27 protein-coding genes and 1 riboswitch are annotated in these 24,107 nt (G+C 59.9%); of the genes, 13 read left to right on the plus strand and 14 right to left on the minus strand.

Annotation, left to right across the window (positions count from 1 at the left end; all coding sequences use genetic code 11):
• Positions 1–6 precede the first annotated feature (6 nt).
• The 4 genes from PI739_RS00535 to PI739_RS00550 all read right to left on the minus strand — a co-directional run bounded on the left by PI739_RS00535 (position 7) and on the right by PI739_RS00550 (position 3,181).
• A complete protein-coding gene (locus tag PI739_RS00535) occupies positions 7–909 on the minus strand; it encodes a MerR family transcriptional regulator (protein ID WP_044309899.1) in 903 nt (300 codons plus the stop codon).
• Between the two features lie 3 nt (positions 910–912).
• Complete coding sequence (locus tag PI739_RS00540; protein ID WP_003365594.1) at positions 913–1,875, minus strand: YbgA family protein; 963 nt, start codon at positions 1,873–1,875, stop codon at positions 913–915.
• A gap of 107 nt (positions 1,876–1,982) precedes the next feature.
• Entirely contained in the window at positions 1,983–2,198 is a 216-nt protein-coding gene (locus PI739_RS00545; RefSeq protein ID WP_002552164.1) for a TIGR02450 family Trp-rich protein, read from the minus strand.
• Positions 2,195–3,181 (minus strand): NAD(P)/FAD-dependent oxidoreductase, encoded by a 987-nt coding sequence (locus PI739_RS00550; RefSeq protein ID WP_003365592.1) that lies wholly within the window; start codon positions 3,179–3,181, stop codon positions 2,195–2,197. The genes PI739_RS00545 and PI739_RS00550 overlap by 4 nt, the downstream gene beginning before the upstream one ends.
• 288 nt (positions 3,182–3,469) lie before the next feature.
• Here PI739_RS00550 and PI739_RS00555 point away from each other — a divergent pair, with 288 nt between their 5' ends.
• Positions 3,470–4,372 (plus strand): TIGR01777 family oxidoreductase, encoded by a 903-nt coding sequence (locus PI739_RS00555; protein WP_003433707.1) that lies wholly within the window; start codon positions 3,470–3,472, stop codon positions 4,370–4,372.
• A gap of 27 nt (positions 4,373–4,399) precedes the next feature.
• On the plus strand, positions 4,400–5,422 hold the full coding sequence (gene hemH, locus PI739_RS00560) for a ferrochelatase (protein WP_024661430.1): 1,023 nt from the start codon (positions 4,400–4,402) through the stop codon (positions 5,420–5,422).
• Between the two features lie 196 nt (positions 5,423–5,618).
• Here the strand turns inward: hemH and PI739_RS00565 are convergent, their stop codons facing one another.
• Both PI739_RS00565 and upp read right to left on the minus strand, forming a co-directional pair.
• A complete protein-coding gene (locus tag PI739_RS00565) occupies positions 5,619–6,896 on the minus strand; it encodes a uracil-xanthine permease family protein (protein ID WP_003365584.1) in 1,278 nt (425 codons plus the stop codon).
• Positions 6,897–6,900: 4 nt separating this feature from the next.
• The gene (gene upp / locus PI739_RS00570; protein WP_003365583.1) at positions 6,901–7,539 is read right to left on the minus strand and encodes a uracil phosphoribosyltransferase; all 639 of its coding nucleotides are present in this window, start codon (positions 7,537–7,539) and stop codon (positions 6,901–6,903) included.
• A 207-nt stretch (positions 7,540–7,746) separates the two neighbouring features.
• Between upp and PI739_RS00575 the strand changes: the two genes are divergently transcribed.
• The 3 genes from PI739_RS00575 (at position 7,747) to PI739_RS00585 (ending at position 9,228) form a co-directional block, all read left to right on the plus strand.
• Positions 7,747–8,304, plus strand: coding sequence for a hypoxanthine-guanine phosphoribosyltransferase (locus tag PI739_RS00575; protein ID WP_003433705.1), 558 nt, complete (start codon positions 7,747–7,749; stop codon positions 8,302–8,304).
• 66 nt (positions 8,305–8,370) lie between these two features.
• A complete protein-coding gene (locus PI739_RS00580) occupies positions 8,371–8,874 on the plus strand; it encodes a hypothetical protein (RefSeq protein WP_003365577.1) in 504 nt (167 codons plus the stop codon).
• 66 nt (positions 8,875–8,940) lie between these two features.
• Complete coding sequence (locus PI739_RS00585; RefSeq protein WP_003365576.1) at positions 8,941–9,228, plus strand: PA4642 family protein; 288 nt, start codon at positions 8,941–8,943, stop codon at positions 9,226–9,228.
• 198 nt (positions 9,229–9,426) lie between these two features.
• Here the strand turns inward: PI739_RS00585 and PI739_RS00590 are convergent, their stop codons facing one another.
• Together PI739_RS00590 and PI739_RS00595 are read right to left on the minus strand one after the other, a co-directional pair.
• Positions 9,427–10,260, minus strand: a complete 834-nt coding sequence (locus PI739_RS00590; protein WP_054080645.1) for an amino acid ABC transporter permease — start codon at positions 10,258–10,260, stop codon at positions 9,427–9,429.
• Positions 10,257–11,078 carry an ABC transporter substrate-binding protein gene (locus tag PI739_RS00595; protein ID WP_003365572.1) on the minus strand — a complete coding sequence of 274 codons (822 nt, stop codon included), beginning with the start codon at positions 11,076–11,078 and terminating at the stop codon, positions 10,257–10,259. The genes PI739_RS00590 and PI739_RS00595 overlap by 4 nt, the downstream gene beginning before the upstream one ends.
• 110 nt (positions 11,079–11,188) lie before the next feature.
• Here PI739_RS00595 and PI739_RS00600 point away from each other — a divergent pair, with 110 nt between their 5' ends.
• Entirely contained in the window at positions 11,189–12,085 is an 897-nt protein-coding gene (locus tag PI739_RS00600) for a homocysteine S-methyltransferase family protein (RefSeq protein WP_054080646.1), read from the plus strand.
• An 88-nt stretch (positions 12,086–12,173) separates the two neighbouring features.
• Here PI739_RS00600 and mqo read toward each other — a convergent pair whose 3' ends face one another.
• Positions 12,174–13,682 (minus strand): malate dehydrogenase (quinone), encoded by a 1,509-nt coding sequence (gene mqo / locus PI739_RS00605; protein ID WP_003433702.1) that lies wholly within the window; start codon positions 13,680–13,682, stop codon positions 12,174–12,176.
• Between the two features lie 721 nt (positions 13,683–14,403).
• Positions 14,404–14,637 (minus strand): hypothetical protein, encoded by a 234-nt coding sequence (locus PI739_RS00610; protein WP_003365562.1) that lies wholly within the window; start codon positions 14,635–14,637, stop codon positions 14,404–14,406.
• A 228-nt stretch (positions 14,638–14,865) separates the two neighbouring features.
• Between PI739_RS00610 and PI739_RS00615 the strand changes: the two genes are divergently transcribed.
• The gene (locus PI739_RS00615) at positions 14,866–15,447 is read left to right on the plus strand and encodes a YajG family lipoprotein (protein WP_003365560.1); all 582 of its coding nucleotides are present in this window, start codon (positions 14,866–14,868) and stop codon (positions 15,445–15,447) included.
• A gap of 75 nt (positions 15,448–15,522) precedes the next feature.
• Here the strand turns inward: PI739_RS00615 and PI739_RS00620 are convergent, their stop codons facing one another.
• A complete protein-coding gene (locus PI739_RS00620) occupies positions 15,523–15,729 on the minus strand; it encodes a hypothetical protein (protein WP_003346138.1) in 207 nt (68 codons plus the stop codon).
• Between the two features lie 298 nt (positions 15,730–16,027).
• Complete coding sequence (locus PI739_RS00625; protein ID WP_032609513.1) at positions 16,028–17,191, minus strand: 1-acyl-sn-glycerol-3-phosphate acyltransferase; 1,164 nt, start codon at positions 17,189–17,191, stop codon at positions 16,028–16,030.
• 106 nt (positions 17,192–17,297) lie between these two features.
• Between PI739_RS00625 and PI739_RS00630 the strand changes: the two genes are divergently transcribed.
• From PI739_RS00630 to PI739_RS00645, 4 genes are all read left to right on the plus strand, one after another.
• Complete coding sequence (locus PI739_RS00630; protein WP_002552181.1) at positions 17,298–17,480, plus strand: CPXCG motif-containing cysteine-rich protein; 183 nt, start codon at positions 17,298–17,300, stop codon at positions 17,478–17,480.
• Positions 17,480–17,740 carry a putative signal transducing protein gene (locus tag PI739_RS00635; protein ID WP_003365554.1) on the plus strand — a complete coding sequence of 87 codons (261 nt, stop codon included), beginning with the start codon at positions 17,480–17,482 and terminating at the stop codon, positions 17,738–17,740. The genes PI739_RS00630 and PI739_RS00635 overlap by 1 nt, the downstream gene beginning before the upstream one ends.
• Positions 17,741–17,768: 28 nt before the next feature.
• Positions 17,769–18,398, plus strand: coding sequence for an SOS response-associated peptidase (locus PI739_RS00640; protein WP_003365552.1), 630 nt, complete (start codon positions 17,769–17,771; stop codon positions 18,396–18,398).
• Positions 18,399–18,581: 183 nt separating this feature from the next.
• The gene (locus PI739_RS00645) at positions 18,582–19,400 is read left to right on the plus strand and encodes a M48 family metallopeptidase (RefSeq protein ID WP_003365550.1); all 819 of its coding nucleotides are present in this window, start codon (positions 18,582–18,584) and stop codon (positions 19,398–19,400) included.
• 54 nt (positions 19,401–19,454) lie between these two features.
• On the opposite strand, the gene PI739_RS00650 is transcribed toward PI739_RS00645, so the two are convergent.
• Both PI739_RS00650 and PI739_RS00655 read right to left on the minus strand, forming a co-directional pair.
• A complete protein-coding gene (locus PI739_RS00650; RefSeq protein WP_003365548.1) occupies positions 19,455–20,039 on the minus strand; it encodes a TMEM165/GDT1 family protein in 585 nt (194 codons plus the stop codon).
• 69 nt (positions 20,040–20,108) lie between these two features.
• Positions 20,109–20,247: riboswitch (yybP-ykoY riboswitch) on the minus strand.
• 38 nt (positions 20,248–20,285) lie between these two features.
• Positions 20,286–21,284: a methyltransferase gene (locus PI739_RS00655; RefSeq protein ID WP_054080647.1), complete on the minus strand. Its 999-nt coding sequence runs from the start codon at positions 21,282–21,284 to the stop codon at positions 20,286–20,288.
• 237 nt (positions 21,285–21,521) lie between these two features.
• On the opposite strand from PI739_RS00655, the gene PI739_RS00660 reads away from it, so the two are divergent.
• Entirely contained in the window at positions 21,522–22,154 is a 633-nt protein-coding gene (locus tag PI739_RS00660) for a LysE family translocator (RefSeq protein ID WP_054080648.1), read from the plus strand.
• A gap of 169 nt (positions 22,155–22,323) precedes the next feature.
• Positions 22,324–24,006, plus strand: a complete 1,683-nt coding sequence (locus PI739_RS00665; protein ID WP_054080649.1) for a fatty acid--CoA ligase — start codon at positions 22,324–22,326, stop codon at positions 24,004–24,006.
• The last annotated feature ends 101 nt before the right edge of the window (positions 24,007–24,107 follow it).

Below are 24,107 nucleotides of genomic sequence, written 5' to 3' on the forward strand. Positions count from 1 at the left end.
AAGTCCTTAGATAAGTCCGAGCTTGCCCAGCTCGATCTGAGCGCTGAGTACGTCATGGGCAAGGGTCAGTCCAGATATCTCGTTGGCCTGTACGAGCAACTCGGCATTATGGATCTGCACCGTTGGTCCGCCCAGCACGACAGGGCAGGTGATATTGGCCAGCAATCGTGGCAGCTGGGTCACGTTCAGCGACTTGCTGGAATACAGCAATATGCCGCGTGGCTTGAGGTATTCGGCTGCCAGCGCCAGCTCGCCGACCGGCAATGGCCAGTCGAACACCTCGACCGGGCAATCGGCGCTGCTCACCAGCCAGGCCGCGAGCCACAGATGCGGCTCCAGCGGCAGATCGGACTGATTGACCAGCAGCAACGGGCTGCCATTGAGCTGACGGTTGTTGTGATAGATGCGCGCGCCGAACTTGCTGCGCAGCCAGGAGTAGAAAAACGTGCGCTCCAGTTGTGCGCCGAACTTGCCTTGCCAGCGCCGTTCCAGTTCGGCCAGCAGCGGCAGCAGCAACTGTTCACACAGTGTGCGCGGCGGGTACAGCGACATCGCCTGATTGAACACGTCATCGACCCGGCGTTCGGCCAGCTCGCCGATCGCGACCAGCAAGGTCTGACGCAATGCGTCCCAGTCGTTGGTCGGCGGCAGAGCGTCCTGGCGATTGTCATCGATCAGGCCCTTGACCTGACTGACCGACACGCCACGGTTGAGCCAGGTCAGAATCTTCATGACGCGCTGCACATGCTCGTCCGAATACAGCCGATGACCTTTGGCGGTGCGGTGCGGGACAATCAGTCCGTAACGCCGCTCCCAGGCGCGCAGGGTGACGGCGTTGACGCCTGTCTGTCGTGCGACCTCGCGGATCGGCAGCCAGTCGCCCGGCACGTCTGTGTCTGTTTCATTCATGAGTCAAATCGCATTGCGCAGGCTGAGGTTTTCCGGGTGGGGCTGCATGTACACCTGCAGTGCCACATAGGGGTCCGGATGTTGGCGAAAATGATGCTTGAGCAGCGTCAGCGGCACGATCAGTGGCACGATGCCCTGGTGATACTGGGCGATGACCTGCTGGATTTCCTGCTTGTCCTCGCTGGTAATGGTTTGTTTCAAATAACCGCACAGGTGTTGCAGGACGTTGGTGTGCGTACTGCGCGTGGCGCACTTTTTCAAGGCCGCCATCAGTTGGCTGAAGTACAACGGCGCGATTTCGTTCGGGTCGGTGCGGCCCATGCTGCCGAGCATCTTGCCCAGCGCCTTGTACTGCACCGGATCGTTGGCCATCAGCTGGTATTTATAGCGCGAGTGGAATTCGGTCAGGGCGCGCCGGGTGATGCCTTCCTTCAACAGCTGTTTCCAGGCGGCATAGGCAAACACGCGGGTGACGAAATTTTCGCGCAGCACCGCATCGTTGAGCCGGCCGTCTTCCTCAACGGGCAGATCGGGATGACGTTCGCAGAAGGCCTGCGCATAGATCCCGCGACCACCGCCATCGACCGGAGCGCCGTTTTCGCGGTAGACCTTGACGCGCTCCAGACCGCAGGAAGGGGATTTCTGCATGAAGATGTAACCGCATATATCGCCCAGCTCATCGGCCATCTGTATGCCGTAATCCGCCAATGCCTCGGTAACGTCCAGGTCACGATTGACCGTGCCGAGCGCCTTTGGATTTTCTGCGTCGCCTACCAGCCTGATCGGCTCGCGGGGGATGCCCATGCCGATAGCGACTTCGGGGCACGCCTGGACGAAATCGAAATACTTGCTCAGCGCCTGCGTACACAGATGAGATTCCTTGTGTCCGCCATTGAAGCGAACCTCGGCACCCATCAGGCAGGCACTGATGCCGAGTTTGGGTTTTTCGATTAAGGACGTCGCCATCAGTCACCTCTACAGAAGACTTGTACAGATAGTTCGTGCTGTACAACTTGTCTTCATCATAGGGGTGTAACTGTACAAGTCAAATTCTTTGTAGAGGGCGGTAAAAGCTACTTCCAGCCCATTCGCCAGGTATCCGCCTGTTGCAACACCTGCCACGGCAGCCGCTCGCTGCGCTGGGTCAGCACAGCCTGCAGTTCGATTTCCAGCACAGTGCCTTCTTCGTCCTTGAACAGCTCGGTGACCAGGAAGTGCTTTTCCCGGTTGAGCGGGGTGGCGGCTGTCCATTTCGACAGCAGCAGCTTGCGCGGGTTGATCTGATTCATTGCACATGCTCCAGCAGTCGGCGCGCTGCTTCCTGGCCACTCAGCCATGCGCCTTCCACGCGCCCGGACAGGCACCAGTCGCCACAGACATAAATGCCCAGATCGGCGTCCGACAAGGCGCCCCATTCGTGAGAGCCGGCAGGCCGTGCGTACAGCCAGCGGTGGGCGAGGCTGAACACTGGCGGGGGCATGGTGCAATCGATCAATTCCGCGAATGCACCGTGCAACTGTTCGGTGACCTGTTCTCTGGAAGCGTCGAGATTCTGCCTGCTCCACTGGCTGGTGGCGTGCAGCACCCAGGTATCGAGCGTGGCGTCGCGACCAGGTTTGCTGCGGTCGCGGGCCAGCCAGTCCAGCGGGCTGTCCTGCACGAAGCAACCCTGCATGGGCGTCTGCAACGGGGTTTCGAAGGCCAGCGCCACGGCCCAGGTCGGATCCATCTTCACGCCTGCCACGACGCTGGCCAGTTTCGGCGCGGCAGCCAGCAGGGCAGTGGCCTGAGGGGCCGGGGTGGCGATGATCACATGGCTGAAAGGGCCGTGGCTTTCGCCTTCGGCATCCAGCAGGTTCCAGTGTTGTTCGCCACGGAACACTTCAGTGATGCGACACGAGAACGACACCGGTAGATCGCCGCGCATCGCCCGGGTAATGGCGCTCATGCCAGGCGTGCCGACCCAGCGCACCTGCTCGTCCGGAGAGGGGCTGAGCCTGCCGCCATGAAAGTTATAGAGCGAGGGTGTCCACTCGGCGACGTGACCCTGGGTTTGCCACTGCTTGACTGCGGTGGCAAAGCGTCGGTCACGGGCGGTGAAATACTGTGCCCCCATGTCCAGCGAACCTGCGTCGCTGCGCTTGCTGGACATACGACCGCCGCTGCCGCGGCTCTTGTCGAAAAGGTGCACTTGATGCCCGGCGGATGTCAGCGCCTGGGCTGCGGAGAGTCCGGCGATACCGGTACCGATGATTGCGATAGGGACAGTCATAGGGGCCTCGTTACCTTGTCTGTACAGACTACGCCGTAGTTAAAACCTGTACAATCTTCTTGTTTGGTATAACTTGCAGTGGTTTTAGAATTTAGCGGTTGAGTCACATTGCCACTGGCAAGGTCGAACGGTTCAGCGACTCGGGCAAAGGCCTCGAGGCTGCGTTTCATTCTGCTGTGGCCTATGGTTCAGCTGACAGTTTCGTTTTCCGGACCAGCGTCACGGACAGCGTCACTGGTAAAAATAAGACTACCCAATTGTCACCTACGCCACGCGAGGTTATCTGCCATGCACATATTGCTGACCGGTGGTACTGGTTTGATAGGACGAGCGCTCTGCCGTTTCTGGTCTGCTCAAGGCCATGAATTGACGGTATGGAGCCGAAAACCCGCCGACGTCGTCGAGCTGTGCGGCCCTTCGGTGCGTGGCATTGCCAGCCTTGATGAGCTGGGTACGCAGCCGGTGGATGCAATTATCAACCTGGCGGGCGCGCCCATTGCGGATCGTCCGTGGACCCGCAAGCGCCGTCTGTTGCTGTGGGAAAGTCGCGTCGGCCTGACCGAGCAACTGCTGAAATGGCTGGGCACTCGCGAGCAAAAACCTGCGCTGATGATTTCCGGCTCTGCAGTCGGCTGGTATGGCGACAGTGGCGAGCGCGAAATCGACGAAACCTCGCTGCCTGCCAAGGAAGACTTTGCCAGCCAGCTGTGCAACGCCTGGGAAGAAACCGCACAACGCGCCGAGGCGCTGGGCGTGCGCGTGGTGCTGATACGCACAGGCCTGGTGCTGTCCGATCGTGCCGGTTTTCTGCAGCGTCTGTTACCTCCTTTCAAATTCGGCATGGGCGGGCCGATCGGCAATGGCAGGCAGTGGATGCCGTGGGTTCACATCCAGGATCAAATCGCCGCGATTGATTTTCTGTTGAATCTGAATGAAGCAAAGGGTCCTTATAATGTCTGTGCGCCGTCACCGGTGCGCAATCGTCAGTTTGCCAAGGCCCTGGCCGGCATTCTGCACCGGCCGGCATTCATGCCCATGCCGGCGCTGGCCCTGAAAGTATTGCTGGGCGAGCTTTCGGTATTGCTGCTCGGTGGCCAGCGTGCGCGGCCGGAGCGTTTGCAGGAAGCTGGTTTTACATTCAAGTACACCGAACTCGACACCGCCCTGCAGGATTTGCTGGGTCGCCACTGAACGCTGTTGAAATGAATAGGATGTTGCATGACCGATCACGCTTTGTTGCTGGTCAATCTGGGTTCGCCTGCCTCTACTCAAGTGGCAGACGTGCGCAGCTATCTGAACCAGTTCCTGATGGATCCTTATGTGATCGACCTGCCATGGCCAGTGCGCAGGCTGCTGGTCTCGCTGATTCTGATCAAGCGGCCCGAGCAGTCCGCACACGCCTATGCGTCCATCTGGTGGGATGAAGGTTCGCCCCTGGTGGTGCTGAGCAAGCGCCTGCAGCAGGCGATGAAAAAGGAGTGGTCGCACGGGCCGGTCGAACTGGCCATGCGTTATGGCGAGCCGTCCATCGAAACCGTGCTGACGCGGCTGGCAGAGCAGGGCTTCAAAAAAGTCACCCTGGCGCCGCTGTACCCGCAGTTCGCCGACAGCACGGTGACCACGGTCATTGAAGAAGCCAAACGCGTGGTGCGCGCCAAATCGTTGAAGATGCAGTTCTCGGTTCTGCAGCCGTTCTACGATCAGCCCGAGTACCTGAGTGCACTGGTGGAAAGCGTGCGGCCGCATCTGGAGCAACCTTATGACCATTTGCTGCTGAGCTTCCACGGTCTGCCCGAGCGGCACCTGCACAAGCTCGACCCGACCGGCAAGCATTGCCTGAAGGACGACTGCTGCATGACCGCACCCGCCGAAGTGCTCGCCACCTGCTATCGCGCGCAGTGCATACAATCGGCGGCGGCGTTCGCCAAGCGTATGGGCATTCCTGACGGTAAGTGGTCGGTGTCGTTCCAGTCACGTCTGGGGCGCGCCAAGTGGATCGAACCCTACACCGAAGCGCATCTGGATGAACTGGCGGCGAAAGGTGTCAGGAAGCTGCTGGTCATGTGCCCGGCGTTCGTCGCTGATTGCATCGAGACACTGGAAGAGATCGGTGACCGCGGTGCCGAGCAGTTCAAGGAAGCGGGGGGAGAGGAACTGATCCTGATCCCTTGCCTGAACGACGACCCCAACTGGGCGAAAGAGCTGAACAGGCTGTGCGAGCGTGCGCCGTTGATGTTGTGATGCGCTGAACCGCGGAGCATGGGCACGATAGTGTTCTTCCAGACGCTTATCGTTCCTCACGCTCCAGTGTGGGAATGCCCTGGGTGACGCTCCGCGTCACAAATCTGTGCCGTACCCCATGTTCAGGGCAGGACGCAGAGCGTCCAGAACTGCATGCCAACGCGGAGCATTGGCACGATAGTCAAGAAGTGAAGCGTCAAGGCAACTGATCATCCAGTTGCTTGTTCTTCCAGCTGTCATTGCCCGGCAGGATCAGGTTCAGGGCGATGGCGGTCACGGCGCACAGGGCAATGCCTTTCAGGCCGAAATCGTTCGGTCCGTTGCCGGTGCCGATCAATACGCCGCCGATCCCGAACACCAGCGTGACCGAGACAATCACCAGATTGCGCGCTTCGGCCAGGTCGATCTTGTGGCGGATCAGGGTGTTCATGCCCACTGCGGCAATCGAACCGAACAGCAGGCACAGAATGCCGCCCATTACCGGGACTGGAATGCTCTGCAGCAGCGCCCCGAATTTGCCGATGAACGCCAGGATGATGGCAAAGAACGACGCCCAGATCATGATCTGCGGGTTGTAGTTCTTGGTCAGCATCACCGCGCCAGTCACTTCGGCGTAGGTGGTATTGGGCGGGCCGCCGAACAGGCCGGCAGCGGTGGTGGCGATGCCGTCGCCGAACAGCGTGCGGTGCAGGCCCGGCTTTTTCAGGTAGTCGCGTCCGGTCACGCTGCCGACTGCAATCACCCCGCCGATGTGTTCGATGGCCGGTGCCAGGGCGACCGGGACAATGAACAGAATCGCCTGCCAGTTGAATTCCGGTGCGGTGAAGTGCGGCAAGGCCAGCCAGGCGGCGTCAGCGATCTTTTTGGTATCGACCACACCAAAATAGAACGACAGCGCGAAGCCCACCAGCACGCCGGAGATGATCGGCACCAGACGGAAAATGCCTTTGCCGAACACCGCCACAATCAGTGTGGTCAGCAAGGCCGGCATCGAAATCAGCATGGCGGTCTGATAAGGAATCAACTGCACGCCATCGCCGGACTTGCCCATCGCCATGTTGGCTGCAATCGGCGCCATCGCCAGACCGATCGAGATGATGACCGGCCCGATCACCACAGGAGGCAGCAGGCGGTCGATGAAACCGGTGCCCTTGATCTTCACGGCCAGACCGAGAAAGGTGTACACAAAGCCTGCCGCCATGACACCGCCCATGGTCGCGGCCAGACCGAACTGGCCCTTGGCGAGGATGATCGGGGTGATGAAGGCAAAGCTCGAGGCCAGAAAGACCGGCACCTGACGCCCGGTGACGATCTGGAACAACAGCGTGCCCAGGCCTGCGGTGAACAGTGCCACGTTCGGATCGAGCCCGGTGATCAGCGGCATCAGGACCAGCGCGCCAAAGGCCACGAACAGCATTTGCGCGCCGGATAGAATCGTGCGCCACAGTGGATCGTTGAACTCCTGCTGCGTCATCGGGTTACGCGTCCTTCTGCTTGGTGCCGAAAATCTTGTCACCGGCATCGCCCAGGCCCGGAATGATGTAGCCGTGTTCGTTAAGACGCTCGTCGATGGAGGCGGTGTAGATCATCACATCCGGGTGCGCTTGCTCTACGGCAGCGATACCTTCGGGCGCCGCGACCAGAACCATGGCGCGGATTTCCTTGCAGCCAGCCTTCTTCAGCAGGTCAATGGTGGCGACCATCGAGCTGCCGGTGGCCAGCATCGGGTCGATGATCATCGCCAGGCGCTCGTCGATTTCCGGGACCAGTTTTTCCAGGTAAGTGTGTGCCTGCAGGGTTTCTTCGTTGCGGGCCACGCCGACCGCGCTGACCTTGGCACCCGGGATCAGGCTGAGCACGCCGTCCAGCATGCCGATACCGGCGCGCAGAATCGGCACGACGGTGATTTTCTTGCCTGCGATCTTCTCGACTGACACCGTACCGGCCCAGCCTTGAATGTCGTAATTTTCCAGGGTCAGGTCGGCCGTGGCTTCATAGGTCAGCAGCGCGCCGACTTCCTGAGCCAGCTCACGGAAGTTCTTGGTACTGATGTCGGCGCGGCGCATAAGGCCGAGCTTGTGGCGGATCAGCGGGTGACGGATCTCACGAATGGGCATGGGGAAAGGCTCCAGCGGGGCAAAAATCGGTCTAGGTTAATCTATTCAGCTGTTACTGTCTTAAAGCACGTGCAGTATCGTTACGAAGCTTCGACGTTCGCGGCTTTTGCAAGACACACGCAACGTTAGTCCAGAATCACTTGCTCTGGCTTGAACGGATGCGTACCTTTGCCCGCTTTTCTCAAACTGCCTTACCTGGAGAGCGTCATGTCCGCTGATCTCGAGCATATCCGTCAAGTCATGCGCGAAGCTGACTGCCTGTACACAGAGGCCGAAGTGGATGCGGCCATTGCCCGCGTCGGCGCGCAGATCAATGCCGAGCTGGCCGAGCGCAATCCTGTCGTGTTCTGCGTCATGAATGGCGGCCTGATTTTCTCTGGCAAGCTGCTCACCCACCTGAACTTCCCGCTGGAAGCGTCCTACCTGCACGCAACGCGTTATCGCAACGAAACCACCGGTGGTGATCTGTTCTGGAAAGCCAAGCCGGAAGTCTCGTTCATGGACCGTGACGTGCTGATCATCGACGACATTCTCGATGAAGGTCACACCCTGGGTGCCATCATCGACTTCTGCCGACACGCCGGTGCCCGCGCCGTGCACACCGCCGTGCTGATCGACAAGGACCACGACCGCAAGGCCCGTCCGGACCTGAAAGCCGACTACGTCGGCCTGCCGTGCATCGACCGCTACATCTTCGGTTTCGGTATGGACTACAAAGGCTACTGGCGTAACGCTGCCGGTATCTATGCGGTCAAAGGGATGTAAGGCATTCTGACGGCCGCTTCTGCGAACAGGGGCGGTCGTCGATTCGCAATTATATGGAAACCCTCAATGAAGCTACTGATTCCCGGCGCCGTGGCGTTGGTGCTGTTGTCTGGTCTGGCAGTTGCCGCACCTGCTGCGCCGGTTTCGGCCAGCCCCATGCACGATCAATACCTGCCGCCTGATGACCTGAGCCTGCGCGAAGGTGTGCCCGAGCAGCAACAGTTGATGCGTGTCACCGAATACACCATCGTTGCCGGTAACCAGCGGCAGTCGAGTCAGCAGCCGATTCCGGTCACCTCGCCCTTGTCGCTGCGCCTCAAGGGCAAGTCGCTGAACAAGGGCGCGTCCATCTCCCAGGTGCTCGTGCACTTCGATGGCGGTGATAGCAAAAGCCTTAAAAAGCCGACCTATGATGAGCCGTCGCGCACGTTGACGCTTTATTACCCGCTGTCCCAATACCGTGTGCTGGTGGACTTGCTGCGCAACGAGAAGGTCTATTGCCAGTTCCTCAGTTATGCCAACGGGCACATCTGGGCTGATCTGCACACCACCTCTGCACGTGCGCGTTGAGCGCGGCGCTCGCCGGAGGGTAAACTGCCCGACCGTGAAAGTGTCTGCGACCTGCTGGAGCCTGTAATGCGTAAAGATAAGAAGCAGTTGATTGGCGATGAGATCGGCGATGAGCAGATTAAACTGTTCCTCGATTTCGAGCCGTATGATGCTACCTCGCCGTCGCTGCACAAGCTGATCAAGGCCTACCGTGGGCTGCGCATCAACGATTTCGAACGCTTTCTGGTGTTCTTCAAGGAAGCGGGCCATGACTTCGACGGCAAGGACGAGCACGGCAACGACTTCATCGCCCTGATCAAGGATCAGCGTAACGCTGATGAGTACATCGAACTGATCGAAAAAGCCCGCGGTTGACTATCCTGTCAAGGCTCCGCATTGCCAGGGCTGGACGCAGAGCGTCCGGAACTGCATTCCCACGCGGAGCGTGAGGAACGAGAGGCGCACCAGAGAACACCTATCGTGCCAATGCTCCGCGTTGGCATGCATTTCGTGACGCTCTGCGTCACACGGCTACGCTGCACCGCACGCGGAGCGTAAGGACGAAAGCCGCAGTTATTTGCGCGCCTGATACGCCTTGCCGTAATGCCGCTCCAGTCGTGACTGCAACAACTCCAGCCCGATCGACATGATCCAGTACAGCACCGCTGCGGTGGTCAGCATTTCGATGTATCGATAGCTGGAGCGGCCGTAAGACTGTGCCAGAAACATCACTTCCCAGACGCCCATCACTGAAATCAGTGAGGAGTCCTTGAGCATGGAGATGAACTGGTTGGTGGTCGGCGGAATGATCGTGCGCATGGCCTGGGGCAGGGTAACGCGCCAGAAGATCTGTGCCGGGCGCAAGGCCAGGGCCAGCGCGGCTTCACGCTGTCCGGCAGAGACGCCGATGATGCCCGCACGGAAAATCTCGCTCAGGTAAGCTCCGTAGTTGAGCGACAGCGCGATCACCCCCGCCGTGATGGCTCCGGGCACGATGCCGAGTTGTGGCAGGCCGAGATAGATCAGCAGGATCTGGATCAACAGCGGCGTGCCGCGAAAGAACGAGGCGTAAAAGCTGGCGATGCCGAACGCAACCGCGCTGCTGGAAAGCCGCGCGAGTGCCGTGACAAAGCCGAGCGCCACCGAGACCACGATCGAGCACACTGACACGAACAATGTCAGCGCCGCGCCCTGCAGAAAGCCGTTGGGGGCCAGATGCAGCCCGATCAGATTCGGCAGTTTGTCGAGGATGATCGACAGCTTCAGATCGAAGCTCAGGAAGAAACCGGCGAACAGCACAAACATGGCCAGCCAGGTCAGGTAAAGCCGTGTGCGGAAGCCGAAAACTCGCTTGAGCAGGCTCTGCTCGGCCTGCTCGGGTGGGCGCTGGGACTGAAAGGAAGTCATTTGCTGATGTCAGCACCGATCCACTTTTGCGACAGCTTGCTCAGGGTGCCGTCGCTCTTGAGTTCGGCGAAGACTTGGCGAACCTTGGCGTCCCATTCCGGATCGTCTTTTTCGATGGCCACCGAGTTGGGTTCTTCATACAGCGGCTCGCCCGCCAGTTTGAAGCGCTTGTCCTGATCCAGGCGCGGTTTTGCGGTCACCAGATTGGTGAGTATCGCGTCCAGCCGCTTGCCAGCACCCAGCCCGAGGTCTTGAAAGGCCACGTTATCGTTGTCGTACGGGGCGATCTGTACGTCTTCGAACGGGTACTGCAGTGGCTTGTCTTCGGCGCCATCAATGACCAGATTCTTGTTCAGATAGCTTTCATAGCTGGAGGCGCTGGTCAGACCGACCTTCTTGCCGCTCAGGTCCTTGGCCGAATGAATACGATCATCCGAGGCGTTGACTACGATCACCGCAGGCGAGGCGTAATACTCGACCGGGAAGTTGAACACTTCGGCGCGGGCCTTGCTCGGTGTCATCGAGCAGACGCAGATGTCATAACGGCCACTCCAGTGGCCTGCGGCGATCACGTCCCAGGACGGCGTTTCAAGGCGCAACTTGACGCCCAGTTTCTGCGCCACGGCCTTGGCGACGTCGACATCGAAGCCGTCCAGTTCATTCTTGTCATTCAGGAAAGAGAAGGGCGGGTAACTTTCCATGAGGACGTTGACCAGCTCTTTGTTTTTCTGCACGCGATCCAGCGTGGCGCCGGCCATAGCGTGTGTGGAGGCCGCCAGAGTGACCAGGCCGATGCCCAGCAGAGCGCGATAATTCACAGATTTCCCCTGAAAAAGTGTTTGTAGTTTGATGAAAGGGCCGTATTAAATACGTTATACAAGACTGACTCATAATGAGTTTTTTTCATATACATATAAGCAGATCACATATGACTCAAGGCACAACTGTAATTCTCGATGGCGGCATGGGCCGTGAACTGCAGCGTCGCGGAGCCCCGTTTCGCCAGCCGGAGTGGTCGGCTCTGGCATTGAGTGAAGCACCCGAAGCGGTGAGTGCGGTACACGCCGCTTATATCGAAAGTGGTGCTCAGGTCATCACCAGTAACAGCTACGCCGTCGTGCCGTTTCATATTGGCGAAGAACGTTTTGCCCGCGAAGGTCAGGCACTGGCTGCGCTGGCCGGGCAACTGGCGCGTGAGTCGGCCGATGCCTCTGGCGGACGCGCCCGTGTGGCGGGCTCCATTCCGCCGCTGTTCGGTTCCTATCGCCCTGACCTGTATCAGCCGGAGCAGGCTGCCGATGTGCTGAAACCACTGGTTGCCGGGCTGTCGCCGTATGTCGACCTGTGGCTGGCTGAAACCCAGAGCTGCATTCTCGAAGCGCAGACCATCCGCGCCGGGCTGCCCAATGACGGAAAACCGTTTTGGCTGTCGTTCACCCTGCAGGATGAGGACACTGACGAAACTCCGCGTCTGCGCTCAGGCGAGCCGGTCGCCGATGCCGCCAGGGCCGCCGCAGCAATGGGTGTCGCCACGCTGCTGTTCAACTGCAGCCAGCCAGAGGTGATCGGCGGCGCAATCGACGCGGCGCGTGAAGTGTTCAAGTCGTTGGACGTCGACATAGCCATTGGTGCGTATGCCAACGCCTTCCCGCCGCAACCCAAGGACGCCACGGCCAACGACGGTCTGGATGAGCTGCGTGAAGACCTTGACCCGCAGGGCTATCAGCAGTGGGCGGCAGACTGGGTCAAGCGCGGCGCCACGCACATTGGCGGCTGCTGCGGAATTGGCCCGGAGCACATTGCCGTACTGTCCCGAAGCCTCTGACCGGCACCTGCAATACACCCAATAAAAAGCCCCGTGGCTGGTAAAGGCTCACGGGGCTTTTTGTTACAGCACAGCAGCAGCGGTAGGGTCAGGCGAAGCTGTGTTCCTGGCTGCTTTTCTCGACCAGTTCCAGCGCCTCGTCGTTCTGCGCGCTGATGCGCTCGTAGAGCGGCGCATCGGTTTCGAGGATCTTTTCCCTGGCCGGGAAAATCTCTTCGAGCTTGGTCGCCCATTCCGTGCGGGTTTTCTCCGGGAAGCAGCGTTCGAGCAGCTCAAGCATGATCGACACGGTCACCGATGCACCCGGTGACGCACCGAGCAGGGCGGCCAATGAGCCGTCTTTTGCGGAGACTAGCTCGGTGCCGAATTGCAGCACGCCGCCTTTTTTCGCGTCTTTCTTGATGATCTGCACGCGCTGACCGGCGATTTCGAGACGCCAGTCTTCGGCTTTCGCTTCCGGATAGAAGCGGCGCAGCGATTCCAGGCGTTGCTCCATTGATTGCATCACTTCGCTGACCAGGTATTTGGTCAGGTCCATGTTGTCGCGCGCCACCGCCAGCATCGGTTTGATGTTGGCCACGCGGACCGAGAGCGGCAGGTCGAGGAACGAGCCGTGTTTCAGGAACTTGGTGGTGAAGCCGGCATACGGTCCGAACAGCAGGGATTTCTTGCCATCGACCACGCGGGTGTCCAGGTGCGGCACGGACATTGGCGGCGAACCCACGGCGGCCTGGCTGTAGACCTTGGCCTGGTGATGCTTGACCACTTCCGGGTTGTCGCAACGCAGCCACTGACCGCTGACCGGAAAGCCGCCAAAGCCCTTGCTTTCTTCGATGCCCGACAACTGCAACAGCGGCAACGCTGCGCCACCGGCACCGAGGAACACGAATTTGGCATCTATCTCACGCGTGCCGCCGCCATTCACGTCCTTGACGCTGACGGTCCAGCCAGCGCCGTTGCGGGTCAGGTTGGTCACACGGCTGCGGTACTTGATCTGTGTGCCTGGAGCACTGGTCAGATGGCCGAGCAGTTGATTGGTCAGCGCGCCAAAGTTGACGTCGGTGCCGTTCATCATGCGTGTTGCGGCAATTTTTTCGTCCGCAGGCCGCCCCGGCATCATCAATGGCATCCATTCGGCCAGCTTTGCCTTGTCTTCGGTATATTCCATCGAAGAGAAGGCGTGATGCTTGCTCATGGCTTCAAAACGGGTCTTGAGGAACGAGATGCCTTTTTCGCCCTGCACGAAGCTCAGGTGCGGGACCGGGTTGATGAACGATCTGGCTGAACCAAAGGTGCCCTTGCGTGCCAGATAGGCCCAGAACTGTTTCGAGACTTCGAACTGGGTGTTGATGTGCACCGCTTTCTTGATGTCGATGGAGCCATCAGCCGCAGGCGGCGTGTAGTTCAGCTCGCACAGACCTGCGTGGCCGGTGCCGGCGTTGTTCCACGGGTTGGAACTCTCTGCAGCACCGGAATCCATCAGCTCAACGACTTCCAGCGTGATGCCGGGGTCGAGCTCTTTAAGCAATACCGCCAGAGTGGCACTCATGATGCCCGCTCCGACCAGTACTACATCGACTGCTTCTTTATGCGCCATTAACGCGTCTCCAAAATCTGCAGCACCAAATTGACGGCATACGATCCTGAGGCTGGTTGCCAGGTGTTCGTGGGCTGGATCAAATGTCTACCCTCGTGCGCCTTGCCAGGATCGCCTGACCGATTCTTCGCAATTTTTCGCATCCAAAGCGCAGGTCCCGGTCAGGTCCGGTCATGGTTCATCATTGCTTCATGAACGCATTTCCAGGCCTGCGAGGCCATTCGACCATCGTCAGGGAGCCCCTTGTGCAATTGGCTCCTGCCGATGGCGTCAGGCTCCGGTCATGGAGGCGCAGTCGCGGTCAGTCCTGTTCAAGAGAGTCGGTTCAGACGCTGATGGTGCATTTACAAACGCGTACCTATTCATTTGCTCGCCACACTCTTGTGAAGTAGTGAAACCCGTTTTTCACGTCCTTTTGGGAACGCGAACCAAACCTCGAAATGGCTGCGATGACAGCGCTGGCAGGTCAGGAGCATAAAGAGTGAGGCGCTGACGGGCGGGAAAGGTTCGATTCGATTCGAGCTTTCTTCACCTTTCATCGAGCACACTCGTGCGCAAATGACCTGTGTGGGCGGCTCTCTGTGGGCATTACGAAGGCGCTAATACGGTGATTAGCAGTGCTGCGAGGCCCGATCAGGAGACGTCCTTATAATCGGGGGGAGATTATAGCGATGAAATGGCAGGAATTGATCGCTTTAGATGACTTTTATTCGCTCTCCGGTCAGGCGGTGAGCAACTGGCCGCGCGTTGAGCGTTCGCTACGCTGCGTCACGCGTGCGCTGGCGGGCAGTGGTCGATTCAGCCAGCTGATCCGTTGCTCGGTCACTTCAACCCATTCCACGCCGGTCGGACGTTGCGCGCAGTGTTTGAATGCACGGCAGATGCCTGCCTGATCGATACGCGCGTAGTGGCGATGCTGGGGGCGTGCAGTGAACAGAGACCGGAACAGATTCATGGCGCAGCTCCTGTGACGTGAATGAGCGTCTGTGCGATGGAGGCGAGTCTGCCGCGTGGATGTGACGCCATGATTACACCGTGCCGGATGAATCTCGCCCTGCGTTGCTGCGTGAACCCCGATGCGTGTCGAATGTCCGAGGCTTAACGGTCAGTGGCCTCTGGTTAGCGGCTGTTACAGGCCGCTATACTGCGGCACATTCAGTGTCTGGCCCATGGAGAAATGAGCATGCTGCGTCGCATTTTGTTCGGTTTGCTTGCTGTAAGCAGTTTGACCCTGGTGGGTTGCGCCCACAGCCCACAACAACTCAGCCCCACGCCCAAGCTCAACGCGCAGCTGGCGCCGGTAGGGCGCGGGCAGCCTGTGGTGGTGCGTGTCGTCGACGGCCGTCCTGGCCCGACACTGGGCACGCGCGGCGGCATGTACCCGGAAACCAGCTCGATCAGCGTCAACGGTGCCGATATCGTTCCCAAGCTCCAGGCCCAGGCTGAAGCCGCCGTGCGCCTGCTGGGCTTTACGCCGACCCAGGGCGGCAGCGCTCCGCAGTTGACCGTGACCCTCGCTGACTTGAAGTACCAGTCGCCCAAGGAAGGTCTGTATGTGACTGAAGCCACCATCAGCTCGACGTTCCGCGCTGACGTGCGCAATAACGGTCGCACCTACAGTGGTCGTTACGCCGCATCGCTGGATCAGCGTTTCGGTATGGCGCCGAATCAGGAAACCAACACCAAGCTGGTGAGCGACGTGCTGAGCGACGCACTGACCCGCGTGTTCCAGGACCCGACCATCGGTTCGACCCTGTCGCAGTAAGCCTCTAACCATCGCGATAAAAAAAGCCCGGCCCCTGTTGAGGGGGTCGGGCTTTTTGCTGTCCCGGGTTTGGTATCAGGCTGCCTGCTGGTAAAAGTCCAGAAAACTCAACCCCGTGTCCTGATCCAGATCCGGCAGATCATGATGAACATGCCCGCCCAGTGCGCAGTAGACCAACCAGTGGCGGTCCTGAACATTGAAGGCCAGGCCATCGATCAACTCCTGCTGCTCATCGCTTGGAGCAATGAGATAAAGGCGATCCTGATTTTTTGCATGCAGCATGACAAGCTCCAAAGAGAGGGAAGTCCGTTTCTCGAGGAGCCACACAATGCAGGCGAAGTATGACGCTGGGGTGACAGCGGCAGAGAATTGTCATGCAGAATATTTCGGGGGCGCATGACCACGCGGAGCATGGGCATGACACGTGTTCTCCCGCACACCTGTCGTTCCTCACGCTCCAGCATGGAAATGCCTTGGGTGACGCTCTGCGTCACGGCGCGCTGAAGCGCTCAAGACCGGACGCAGAGCATCCAGAACGGCGTACCCACGCGGAGTATGGGCGCGATAGACGTTCCGATTCTTAAAGCGCCAGCCCTGCCTTGACGCGGTACTGGTTGCGCACTGGTGTCGCGTATTGCTGAATCATGTAAGGGCGGTGCTCGATCGGCGTGCCAGCCAGGCGACTTTCCCACTCCTCCCTGGCGCGTTCGAGTTCATCGGCCGGGAACAGTGCGTCAGCCTTCGGCACTTCCAGCGCCGGATCGGCATCGCTCCACTGCGCGTAAGCCAGGTAATGCACCGGGAACAGCCGATAGCCGCCGAGAATCTGCCGGTCCATCTCGATGGCCAGTTGCTTGGTGTCCTCGAAATACTCGGTGATCGGCGGTGCGAAGTTCACGTGCACACGGCCTTTATAGCCGGTGATGCCGAGGGCAATGCTCACGTCGTCTTCGCCCGGCGTCTTGGTGTAGACGCCGGTTGTCGCACGAATGTACAGCTCGCGGGCCTTGGCGCTGTCGCACGGATCATATTCGTAGCTGATCGACACCGGGATCAGGTTCAGCGAACGGATCACGTCGCCAAACGGCTCATCCTTGCGGCTCATGTGGAACATCTTGAGGATCGCCGACTCGGTACGGTCGTCACCGTCCTTGGCGCGGCCCTCGGCCTGAGCGATCCAGATCGACTGGCAGTCCTTGGTGATCGAGTGATTGATGTACGCCGACAGCAGTTGATAAGCCGCCATTTTCTCGCGTCGCCCGATGATCGAGCGATGCACGATGAAGCTCTTGTTCAGGCGCATCAGGTCGCTGACGAATGGCTTTTGCAGCAGGTTGTCGCCAATCGCGATGCGCGGAGTGGGCAGGCCTGCGTGGTACACGGCGTAGTTGACGAACGCCGGGTCCATGACGATATCGCGATGGTTGGCCAGAAACAGGTAGGCGCAACCGGACTTCAGCTGTTCGACGCCGGTGTAGGTGACCCCGTCCGTGGCGCGTTCGATCGTGTGGTCGACGTAATATTCGACCTTGTCCTGCAGCGTGGCGACCGAGTCGATACCGGCAAACTCGCGGCGCAGCTTGCGCGCCAGGGTAGGCTGCAGCAGCCAGCCGAATGCGCCCGCGAGGCGGGGAAAGCGGAATCGGGTCAGAATGGCGAGAAAGGCTTTGTCGCTCAGCAGACGTGCCAAGACGGCGGGGACTTCTGCATCGTTGTAAGGTCGGATGGCATCAAATTCGCCCATCATGCTCTCTTGTTTGAATCGAATAGGGTAAAAAGAAGACGGATTTGTTAAAACTGCCTTCTGAAGAATGGGTCAATTATACGCATAACTGATCCCGGAGACCGTGATGCAGGAATTACAGAGTTACGACTGCCCTTATTGCGGCGAACCTGTCGAAGCCGTACTGGACCTTTCCGGTGGCGATCAACAGTACATTGAAGACTGTCCGGTCTGTTGCCGCCCGATCATTTTCGACCTGCAGACCGACGGCGAAGACTGGAATCTGGACGTTCGCAGCGAGAACGAGTGATGCAGAAGATCTACGAGCCCGAGAACCTGATGGAGGCCGAGTTGCTGCTGGCAATGCTCGCCAGTGAAGGCATCAAGGCGCATCTGGCCGGTCGCGATCTGCTCGGGGCGATGGGCGAGCTGCCGGGGCTGGGGCTGCTGGCACTCAAGGTCGAAGATGCGCAGGTCGCTCGCGCACGAGCGTTGATCACTGCGTACAATAGCGCCTCGCCTCTGTCTGGCGATGAGCCGGACGACTTCCCCGATGTACTGGTGTGCTGAGCACCTTAAAAGAGTCTGATTAGCCCCCATGTGTGGACGCTACGCCCTGTTTCGCTGGACCCCTGCCTTTGCCGCCTTGCCCGGTTTTCCTGCCGATCAGCAGGCGCAATGGAACATTTCGCCAGCCGACTGGGTGTTGATCATGCGCGCCGCCGAAAACGCTGACGGTATCGAGCTGGTGCGCGCGCGCTGGGGCCTGACCCCGGCCTGGCTCACCGATCTGTCGAAAACACCCGCCCATGCCCGCGCCGAAACCGTGGCCGAGCAGCCGATGTTTCGCGATGCCTTCACCCATCGCCGCTGCCTGCTCCCCGCCAACGGCTTTTACGAATGGCGCGGCACGGTGCGCAAGCGTCCGTTCTGGCTGACGCCGGGGGAGGGCGCCGCGCTGTTTTTCGCTGCCATCTGGGAAGCCTATCCGGTGCAGGGGCATACGTACCTGAGCGTCGCGGTGGTTACCCAGGCGGCTGCGACCCAGCGTCGGCCATTGATTCTGGATGCCAAGGGCCAGAAAGACTGGCTGGCCGCCGACACGCCGCTGCCGACGTTGCAAGCGTTACTGGCTGCCCCGCAGACGGCGCTGCGCGAACGGCCTCTGGCCAATCTGGTCAACGATCCCAAGCTGAATGCGCCCGAGTGCCTCACGCCATTAAGCTAGGCGGGGACGGCAAAAAACACCGAATCGGACAAATCCGATATCCGCGTTGAAGTACATCTGATACAAACTGGACACACCTGCGGGAACCATCCACCCCTGTCAAAGACCAAGATGCCAGTTGGCCGGTATCTGGCGCAGAGGTCTGCCCCGGGACTGACCGTTTTACACACAAGGAGATACACCATGCGTCCTTCATTTGCCTTCTGTGCCTTGAGCGCTGCGTTGCTGCTCGGCGGGTGTCAGGCAGTCAATACCACGAGTGGCGACTCGGTCGGTGTGGAGCGCAAACAGTACATGTTCAGCATGCTCTCCACGGATGAAGTCAACAAAATGTACGCCCAGTCCTACCAGCAGACCGTTGGCGAGGCGACCAGCAAAGGGGTGCTGGACACCACCAGCGCCAATGCCAAGCGGGTTCATGCAATCGCCAATCGACTGATTGCCCAGGCGCCCAAATTGCGGCCTGATTCGGCGCAGTGGCAGTGGGAAGTCAACCTGATCAAGAGCGACGAGCTGAACGCCAATTGTGGTCCTGGCGGCAAGATTTTCGTTTACACCGGTCTGATTGATACCCTCAAGCTGACCGACGATGAAATCGCTGCGGTCATGGGCCACGAGATCGCCCATGCCCTGCGCGAGCACGGGCGTGAAGCGATGTCCAAGGCATACGGCGTTTCAATGGCCAAGCAGGGCGCAGGTGCCTTGCTGGGATTGGGACAGGACAGCCTGGCGTTGGCAGATACCGTGGTCAACTACAGCCTGACACTGCCCAACAGCCGCAGTAACGAGAACGAAGCTGATCTGCTCGGTCTGGAACTGGCCGCACGTGCCGGTTACAACCCGAATGCGGCGATCACCCTGTGGCAGAAGATGACCCAGAACTCCGGTGGTTCGCAGCCTGAGTTCATGAGCACTCACCCGGCCTCGGAAAGTCGCATCGCTTCGTTGCAGGCTGCGATTCCGAAAGTCATGCCGCTGTATCAGGCTGCCCCCAAATCCTGAGTGAATGAGTCGCCCGTAGCGTTGCGAGTGTCTTTGCAACGCTACGGGCCAGCATTACACCCAGCCGCTGACTTGCATTGCCTTGTAAACCGCCACCAGCGCCAGCACGAAGAACGCGCAGGCAGCCAGTCGGCGGATCAGGGTCAGCGGCAGTTTCTCGGCGGCGAAATTGCCCGCCAGTACCACCGGCACGTTGGCCAGCAGCATGCCCACCGTGGTGCCCAGAATGACCAGCCACAGATAGGAATACTGCGCCGCCAGCATCACCGTGGCGATCTGCGTCTTGTCACCGATTTCAGCGATGAAGAACGTAATCAGCGTGGTCATGAACGGGCCGAACTTGCGTGCCGTGCTGGCTTCGTCATCGTCCATCTTGTCCGGAACCAGTGTCCACAGCGCCGTGGCGGTAAAGCTGGCGGCGAGTATCCAGTGCAGCACTGCGTCTGACAGATAACTGCTGAACCACGCACCTACAGCGCCGGCTGCTGCATGGTTGGCCAGCGTTGCGGCAACGATGCCTGCGATGATCGGCCAGGGCTTGCGAAAGCGCGCAGCGAGAATGAGCGCGAGCAACTGCGTCTTGTCACCGATTTCGGCGAGTGCGACCACTGCGGTAGGGATTAAGAATGATTCCAGCATCAGGTTTCCTAAGGGGCGGGCCGACACGGCTATGACACGTACGACCTCCCCGCCCCGGGTAAGGTGTTCGTGTCATAGGTCTTGTCAAACCACCGATCCGTCTGAGCGGATTCCGGGTCGCACGTACCATGGTCTGAGGACCAAGTATGTTGATACGTGCCGGACGAGCATGGCGCTCGTGGGAGACTACTCCCCTAGGACGGAGCGGATTCTGCCTCCGCGAAAACGTTTCGGCAAGTGCTTATTTCAGGGGCGTTTGGCGCTGTAGATTTTGAAACCGTTGCCTTGCGCCCTGACTTCGCACTGCCCGACGTGCTCTTCGATCAACGGCTGATAACGCAGGAAATTATTCGCCACCAAGCGCAGTTCGCCGCCTGATTTAAGATGTTGGCGGGCTTTTCTCAGCAGGTTTTCCGTTGCCATGTAATCGGTATGAACGCCGACATGGAACGGCGGGTTGCTCAGAATCGTGTTCAACCCCATCGGTGCTGCGTCGATGCCGTCACCGGTCAGCACTTGGGCTTGCAGGCCATTGGCGGCCAGGGTCAGGCGCGAGCTGGCGGTGGCGAAGGCATCGACATCGAGCATGATGACTTCGTTGTGCGGGTAACGACGCTTGATCGCCGCCCCCAGCACTCCGGCGCCACAACCGAAGTCGAGCAGGTTGCCGCTGGGCAGCTTGTCGATGTTTTCCAGCAACAGGGCTGAACCACGGTCGAGGCGGCCATGGCTGAACACGCCGGGCAGGCTGACGACGGTAAGCGGGCCGTCCTGCAATTCGATCTGGTAGGGCTTGGCGAGGCTTTCCAGGCTGACGGCTTGCGGTGCGTGCTCGACCGTCACCTGCCACAGCTGGCAGTGGCGGGCGCTGTCCAGCTTGCGTGCGCGACCGAACGGGCTCAGTTGCTTGGCAGCCGCTTCGATACCGCCACGTTTCTCGCCGACCAGAAACAGCTCGCGCCCGGCCAGTCGCGAGGCCAGCGCATTGAGCAGGTAGTCGGTCAGGTCACGTGCCTTGGGCAGGAACAGCACGGCGGCTTCAAAAGCAGTCTGTGGCGCTTCGACGCCGAAATCCACGCGCCCTTCAAAACGTGCGTCCAGCGCCGCCTGATCACCGGCGTGCCAGCACCATCCACGGGCATCCGGCAGTTTTCCGAGCAGGTCATCGGCGGGCAGCCCGACCAACAACAGCGAGCCCTGAAACAGCTCGGCCTGACGGAGTAACACTTCGCTGCGCGGGTCCATGGAATGGCTCCTGAAAAAGCGCGCAGTCTAACAGGATATGGGCCAGCAGGACGCGGAGCGTCCAGAACGGCATGCGACGCAGAGCGTCGCACGATAGTTGCGATGATCGTTCCCCAGGCTCCAGCGTCGCACGATAGTTAGAGCAAGCCCTGCGTCGCATCAATGCGGGCACCTGTTGCGGACACACCAGACAGCGTAATCTGCCGGGTCAGACGTCAATCCTCCAGGAGGTCCCACATGTACTGGGCAGAGTTTCTTACCGTTGCGCTGATTCACTTGCTGGCGGTTGCCAGTCCCGGCCCGGATTTCGCGGTGGTGGTGCGTGAAAGCGTGACTCATGGGCGCAAGGCCGGGACCTGGGCGGCGTTGGGCGTCGGCTCGGCGATCTTTCTGCATGTGGGCTATTCGCTGCTGGGGATCGGGATTATCGTTTCCCAGTCCATCGTGCTGTTCAACGCGCTGAAATGGGCAGCCGCTGCCTATCTGCTGTACATCGGCATCAAGGCGTTGCGCGCCAAACCGGCCTCTGCGACGGGCGATGCCGCCATCAAGGCCACTCCCGGCGAGCGCACGGCGCGCGGTGCCTACATCAGCGGTTTCGTCACCAATGGCCTGAACCCCAAGGCGACGCTGTTCTTCCTCTCGCTGTTCACCGTGGTGATCAATCCGCACACGCCATTGCTGGTGCAGGGCGGTTACGGCGTGTATCTCGCGGTGGCGACGGCGGCGTGGTTCTGTCTGGTGGCGCGACTGTTCAGCCAGGCCCGGGTACGCGCAGGATTCGCGCGCATGGGGCACTGGTTCGACCGGGCCATGGGCGGCGTGCTGATCGCGCTGGGCATCAAGCTGGCGCTGACCGAGGTCCGCTGAAACCTGAATTCAGGACGCCTAACACCGAGCATATGCAGCAACCCGGACGCCCCTTGCAGACAGCACGGGGCGTCTCGCTAAATCATCCCTTTTACTGATTTCACTGGCAGCCCGAGGCCCTAGAGTCCATATTTCCAGCCACGCCTGTGGACTTTGAAAAGGGCTTCATATGTTACAGACTCGCGTTCTTCCGCCCGCCGATGGCGCTTATCAGTGCCCTCTGTTGATCAAGCGCCTGCTGCTGTCCGGCGGTCGTTATGAAAAGACGCGCGAAATCATCTACCGTGATTCGGTCCGCTACACCTACGCCACCCTCAACGAACGCATCTGCCGCCTGGCCAACGCACTGACCGCGGCGGGCGTGAAAGCCGGCGACACCGTGGCGGTGATGGACTGGGACAGCCACCGCTACCTGGAGTGCATGTTCGCCATCCCAATGATTGGCTCGGTCATCCACACCGTCAATGTGCGGCTTTCTCCCGAGCAGATCGCCTACACCATCAATCACGCCGATGACCGTCTGGTGCTGGTGAACAGCGAGTTCACCGGGCTGTATCAGGCGATGTCCGAACATCTGAATACGGTCGAAAAGACCCTGCTGCTGACCGATTTGCCAGACAAGACCGCCGAGCTGCCCAACCTCGTGGGCGAGTACGAGACCCTGCTGGCGGCGGCCAGCCCCGAATACGTGTTCGAGGATTTCGACGAAAACTCGGTCGCCACCACGTTTTACACCACCGGCACCACCGGCAACCCCAAGGGGGTGTATTTCACCCACCGCCAACTGGTGCTGCACACCATGGGCGTGGCGACCATCATGGGCTGTATCGACAGCACCCGGCTGCTCGGCACCGATGACGTCTACATGCCGATCACGCCGATGTTTCACGTGCACGCCTGGGGCATTCCCTATGCCGCAACCATGCTTGGTCTGAAGCAGGTGTACCCCGGCCGCTACGATCCCGAGTTGCTGGTAGAGCTCTGGCGCAGGGAGAAAGTCACCTTCTCTCATTGCGTGCCGACCATCCTGCAAATGCTCCTGAACGCCAAGTCTGCCCAGGATGTCGATTTCCGCGGCTGGAAGATCATCATTGGCGGCAGCTCCCTGACCCGCAGCCTGTATCAGGCCGCCAAATCCCGTGGCATCCAGCTCACTGCCGCGTACGGCATGTCCGAAACCGGACCGCTCATATCCGTAGCGCACATCAACGAGGAGTTGAAAGCGGGCAGTGAAGACGAGCGCATCACCTACCGGATCAAGGCCGGCGTGCCGGGGATGCTGGTGGAGGCCGCCATCATCGATCAACAGGGCAACTTCCTCCCGGCCGACGGCGACACCCAAGGCGAGCTGGTTTTGCGTGCGCCCTGGCTGACCGGAAGCTACTTTCGCGAGCCCGAAAAAGGCGCCGAGTTGTGGGCGGGCGGCTGGTTGCACACCGGCGATGTGGCGACGCTGGACGGCATGGGCTTCATCGACATTCGCGACCGTATCAAGGACGTGATCAAGACCGGTGGCGAATGGGTTTCGTCGCTGGAGCTCGAAGATTTGTGCAGTCGCCATCCGGCAGTGCGCGAAGTGGCAGTGGTCGGCATCGCCGATCCGCAATGGGGAGAGCGGCCGTTTGCCTTGCTGGTGATTCGCGATGGCCACCAGCTCGACGCCAAGGGTTTGAAGGATCACCTCAAGCCGTTTGTCGAGCAAGGTCATATCAATAAGTGGGCCATTCCCAGCCAGATCGCGCTTGTTACCGAAATTCCCAAGACCAGCGTCGGCAAGCTGGACAAGAAACGCATGCGCCTGGACATCGTGGAGTGGCAAAGCAGCAACAGTGCCTTTCTGTCGACCCTCTGACACCTCGGGCGTGCCGTATCCGTCGGCGACGGCACGTGTCTGCGCTGCAGGTCCTGCTCTGTGACTTGCCAAATTTGCAAATTACGCCATCCTCCCCGCCA

The sequence above is a fragment of the Pseudomonas cerasi genome, assembly GCF_027983475.1.
GTDB lineage: Bacteria > Pseudomonadota > Gammaproteobacteria > Pseudomonadales > Pseudomonadaceae > Aquipseudomonas > Aquipseudomonas cerasi.